The sequence below is a fragment of the Metalysinibacillus jejuensis genome (genome assembly GCF_003057615.1).
GTDB classification, from domain to species: Bacteria; Bacillota; Bacilli; order Bacillales_A; family Planococcaceae; genus Metalysinibacillus; species Metalysinibacillus jejuensis.
Genome location: NZ_QAFW01000090.1, coordinates 1 through 4,130, shown reverse-complemented (window position 1 = coordinate 4,130; position 4,130 = coordinate 1). Strand labels below are relative to the sequence as shown.

Sequence of the window (4,130 nt, the reverse complement as noted above, 5' to 3'; positions counted from 1 at the left end):
AAATGAAGGCATTCGCCTATTGGCATTAGCATAGAAACAAAAACTCTTGGAACAAGAGGGTTAGCTCGGTCAGTTTTCGTTGGCTAGTAAAAGCAACGATAAGTCGAGAAGCCCCCACTTCAATTAGACCGCAAGGTCAATAAGTGGTGGGTAGTTCACAGATAGTATAAATAGCTACAAGTGCTAACATTACTAGCATTAACGGTTTGAGTAAATTAGGATCCATCAATGTTACAGCATAAGCTCCTATCGCTGCACCAATAACGACAATAGGAAATAGTTTAGCCAGCGATCGAATAGAAATTTGCCCTGATCGATAAAAAATAACAGTGCTCGTAAATGAACCGATTGTACCTGCTAATTTATTAGTAGCAATCGCGGCGGATGGAGGTAATCCAGTAAACAAAAGGGCAGGCAATGCGATTAAGCCACCCCCGCCAACGACAGAGTCAATAAAGGCGGCTAGAAAGCCAAAGATGATTGAGACTCCCACGGCTAAAGCCGCAAGCCCTTCACCTTACAGTGCACGGGTGGGATTCTTGAGTGATTTACCGTTCGCAATTCATTTCTGCTTTGAACAATCCTCAAGGTTAGGGCATCTCATTGCCCCTCCTAAGACAGACCCTATAGGTTCTTAGGCTGATTGGCTATTACCACCAATCACAGTTCGTATAAGCGTTTTAGCGTCTTTTGCTTGACGACACATATTGTTTTACCGATAGCATGTATTTGGCTATCGAACCTTATACAATAGCTAATTTTCAACGAACGAGAATGTTTTAGAGACTTTTACTTGTCTATAGAACAAGTGTACCCTATTTTCAGTCAATTGAGCTAGCAAAAGCTACTCCTTGACTGACCTTACTTTAATCCCATAGCTAAAGCAATGGGCTTCTCGTTCGGAAAATCTGTAAAATACTAATAATGGAAGGATCTAACTCTGCCATTGTAATCACGTCCTCGATATAGAATAGTGCAAGTTTATCGAAAGCATGTTATTTTGTAAATAGACAGAAAATTTAGTATAAAGGAGTGTTCGGATGTTAGTAAAAAAATCATTTGAGCGAAGTCAACAGAGCGGAGTAGTGGCTGGTAATGGTAAATTAACCTTTGGTGGAGTGAAATTAAATGTTTATAGCTATTTTTTGGACGGTGTATTAATTGATACAGGAGCTCATTCTTTACGCCAGCCATTTATGCATTATTTTTCAGAATTACCTATTGAGCAAGTAATGATTACGCATTATCATGAAGACCATTCTGGGTTGGCGTCTGCACTTGAACGACAAGGGCTACCTATATATATGAACGAAGCTTCTCATCATATCGCGGCTAAAAAAGGTGATTATCTCCTTTACCGTAAAGTATTTTGGGGCAAGCGACATGCCTTTACGGCTAAAGTAGTGCCAACAAATTTCACGAGTTTAAACAATTCATGGCTTACAATACCAACACCAGGTCATGCTTTTGATCATGTTGCTTATTTGAATGAAACGACGGGGCAACTATTTACAGGTGATCTCTATTGCGGAGAAAAAACAAAAGTAATGTTACGAGAAGAAAGTATGCCTACTGTCATTACTTCTCTTCAGCAAGTGTTACGTTATGATTTTGCAGAAGTCTTTTGTAATCATGCGGGTTATATTGCCGATGGGCGAACAGCTTTAACGCGTAAATTACACTATTTACAACAACTACAACAAAACATAATAGAAAAACATGAACAAGGGTGGAGTGCTCAGGAAATCACTACACAATTATTTCCTAGGAAATACCCTATCGTAAAATTATCACATGGAGAATGGGATGCTTTGCATATTGTTACTTCAACGATAAAAGGCCATGCAAATGCATAGCCTTTTGTTACATTACATTGAAGATGACGAGTGCCCAAGCGATAATAAAAAGCACGCCACCACGTCTACCGCACCGTTTGCCACCTCGTCCGAATCCTCGTCAATATGGATGAGATCGCCATCTTCGGGATCTCCAAGTTGCAATTCTTTATGTATCTCTTTCAGCAAACCGCCGTAGGAAATCAATCGTTTATAAGCCAGCGCTTCGTCCATATCCTTGACCGTTTGAATATTTTCCTGCGTGACTTTATTGCCACGAATCACATCTGTATCTTTCACTGAATACTTAGAAATCTCAAAAACTGCATTTTGCTCGGCAATTATTTTTTGCATTTCCTGTTCAACTTCCACAAAATCGGCTGACTCTGCATTTCCTTTTTCGGTCTCCCAAATAAATTTTTCTCTTTGCTTTCCACTTCGACCTGCTTCATTTCCCTCTTAGCTTTAACCTTCACTTCGACTGGCACATCTTCACTAAGGGCGAGCCATTCGTCTTTTCGCACATCAATCTTTTTTTCTAATAACTGAACCTCTTTTTCCAAATCCTTTTTTTCCTTGTACTCATTCGGGTGAAGGTGCTTTTCCTTCGAACCTTCCTCCCCTCGCGCCACCTCAAATCCCTGGCGCTGCATTTCAGCTGGAAACTCCTTCTGCAACTGTTGGAGCTCGGTCCGATTATAAATATCCTTCGCAGACAGCCTGCCGTCCTCTGTGATCGGTAGAACCCCCACGTGCATATGGGGGTTGGCCTCGTCTTGATGAATGACCGCATAGAGCGTGTTCTGCTCGCCGTAGCGTTCTTTGATGAAATCCAGTGACCGCTCAAAGTAGCGTTTTTGTTCTTCCTCGGAAAACGACTGCATGTAGTCGGGAGAAGCCGTCACCAAAAACTCGGAGAGAACAACGGAGTTCGCTCGGGGTTTTCGTTTCACTTGCTCGCTGATTTCGTCTTTGATCAGCCGTTCATATTGCAAATTTTGCTCGTTCAGCAAATCGACATTCAGGTGGGAACGTTCATAATCAATGTCCAAATTTGATTTGCTTTTGCCCTGCCGCTGATTGTGTTTTTGGATCCCTTGCACGTCCGAAATTTTGAATTTCTCCATCCGAATGATGGCGTAGTTTGCCATGATTTCACCGTCCTTTTTCTTAGAGAAAAGAAACCCATTACGGCAAGAATAGCACATCGGGCGACGAGAACCAAAACAGTTTGGTATAGCCTACTATACCAATTCCATTGGTGTAGGCTCTGCCGAGGGCTAAAAGCAAGGGAGCCAAAAGCAGCTCCCCCAAGGTCAAAAGCAAAAAAAGCACCGCCAGTGCTTCCAATCATAATTTTTTCACTTACTCCATGTAAATTTACGCAATTAAACCCGCCTTCACCTCAACCCTAAAACAAAGGGAAAAAAAGAAAAAAGGATGGCAATTGCCACCCTTTTACTTAAATGGACCTTTTATAAGCATTAATTGTTGAAGCATAAGATTTATTTTGAATCCTATCAATAATTTTAGGATTTACCAAGCCCTCACGTAAATCCATCATTCCTAACTGTCCCATTCGATTTAACAAAGGAATCAACGAATTACCACTCGAAGTACTATTTAATATTTTAATTTGACCAGGCGACAGACTTGAAACTTTACTTGGATCAATCGGTTCCGTTGAGTTTTCAATAGCTTCTCGAAAAGCCTTACTATCACTTCTATATAGATTTTCTCCTACTTTTTCAGAAAATCCTTTATATCCATATGCCCCTCTAATCATAAAAAGATCCATAGTCGTTTGAGATACTTGCATTACTGACTCCTCCTGTAAACTTATAAATGGGGAATATTTATAGACGTTTCCATAGTATTCCAAGGGTAATTTCTTGAAATTGATCTAAACTTGTACAATTCAGAAGAACCACTTTGTATTTTCACATCCGAATCAAAAAATACTGCATGATAATAACCATCTACAATTCTGTCATTATCAACGTCTATTGCTATTGATCTAACATCATAATCAGGATGGGAATAATTGAGACTCCCACGGCTAAAGCCGCAAGCCCTTCACCTTGCGATGTACGGGTGGGATTCTTGAGTGATGTACCGTTCGCAATTCATTTCTGCTTTGAACAATCCTCAAGATAAGGGCATCTCATTGCCCCTCCCTATCCAGTGCCTATAGCAGATAGGGCTACACTACTGTTACCATAGTGTACAGCTTTTGGTTCGTCATATGTTTTAGCGTCTTTTGCTTGACGACACATATTGTTTTACCGATAGCAT

4 protein-coding genes and 1 pseudogene are annotated in these 4,130 nt (G+C 40.6%); 1 reads left to right on the top strand and 4 read right to left on the bottom strand.

All coding sequences use genetic code 11. The features are described from left to right. Positions 1-160: 160 nt before the first annotated feature. A pseudogene (locus DDE80_RS13855) lies at positions 161-493 on the bottom strand (TSUP family transporter); the annotation flags it as partial. 547 nt (positions 494-1,040) lie between these two features. Here DDE80_RS13855 and DDE80_RS13850 point away from each other — a divergent pair. Continuing rightward, positions 1,041-1,856: an MBL fold metallo-hydrolase gene (locus DDE80_RS13850; protein WP_108308504.1), complete on the top strand. Its 816-nt coding sequence runs from the start codon at positions 1,041-1,043 to the stop codon at positions 1,854-1,856. A 12-nt stretch (positions 1,857-1,868) separates the two neighbouring features. Here DDE80_RS13850 and DDE80_RS13845 read toward each other — a convergent pair whose 3' ends face one another. The 3 genes from DDE80_RS13845 to DDE80_RS13835 form a co-directional block, all read right to left on the bottom strand. Further along, positions 1,869-2,189, bottom strand: coding sequence for a protein rep (locus tag DDE80_RS13845; protein WP_108308503.1), 321 nt, complete (start codon positions 2,187-2,189; stop codon positions 1,869-1,871). Further along, positions 2,177-2,986 carry a MobV family relaxase gene (gene mobV, locus DDE80_RS13840; RefSeq protein ID WP_108308501.1) on the bottom strand — a complete coding sequence of 270 codons (810 nt, stop codon included), beginning with the start codon at positions 2,984-2,986 and terminating at the stop codon, positions 2,177-2,179. The genes DDE80_RS13845 and mobV overlap by 13 nt, the downstream gene beginning before the upstream one ends. Before the next feature lie 311 nt (positions 2,987-3,297). Next, positions 3,298-3,654: a hypothetical protein gene (locus DDE80_RS13835; RefSeq protein ID WP_108308499.1), complete on the bottom strand. Its 357-nt coding sequence runs from the start codon at positions 3,652-3,654 to the stop codon at positions 3,298-3,300. Positions 3,655-4,130: the final 476 nt, after the last annotated feature.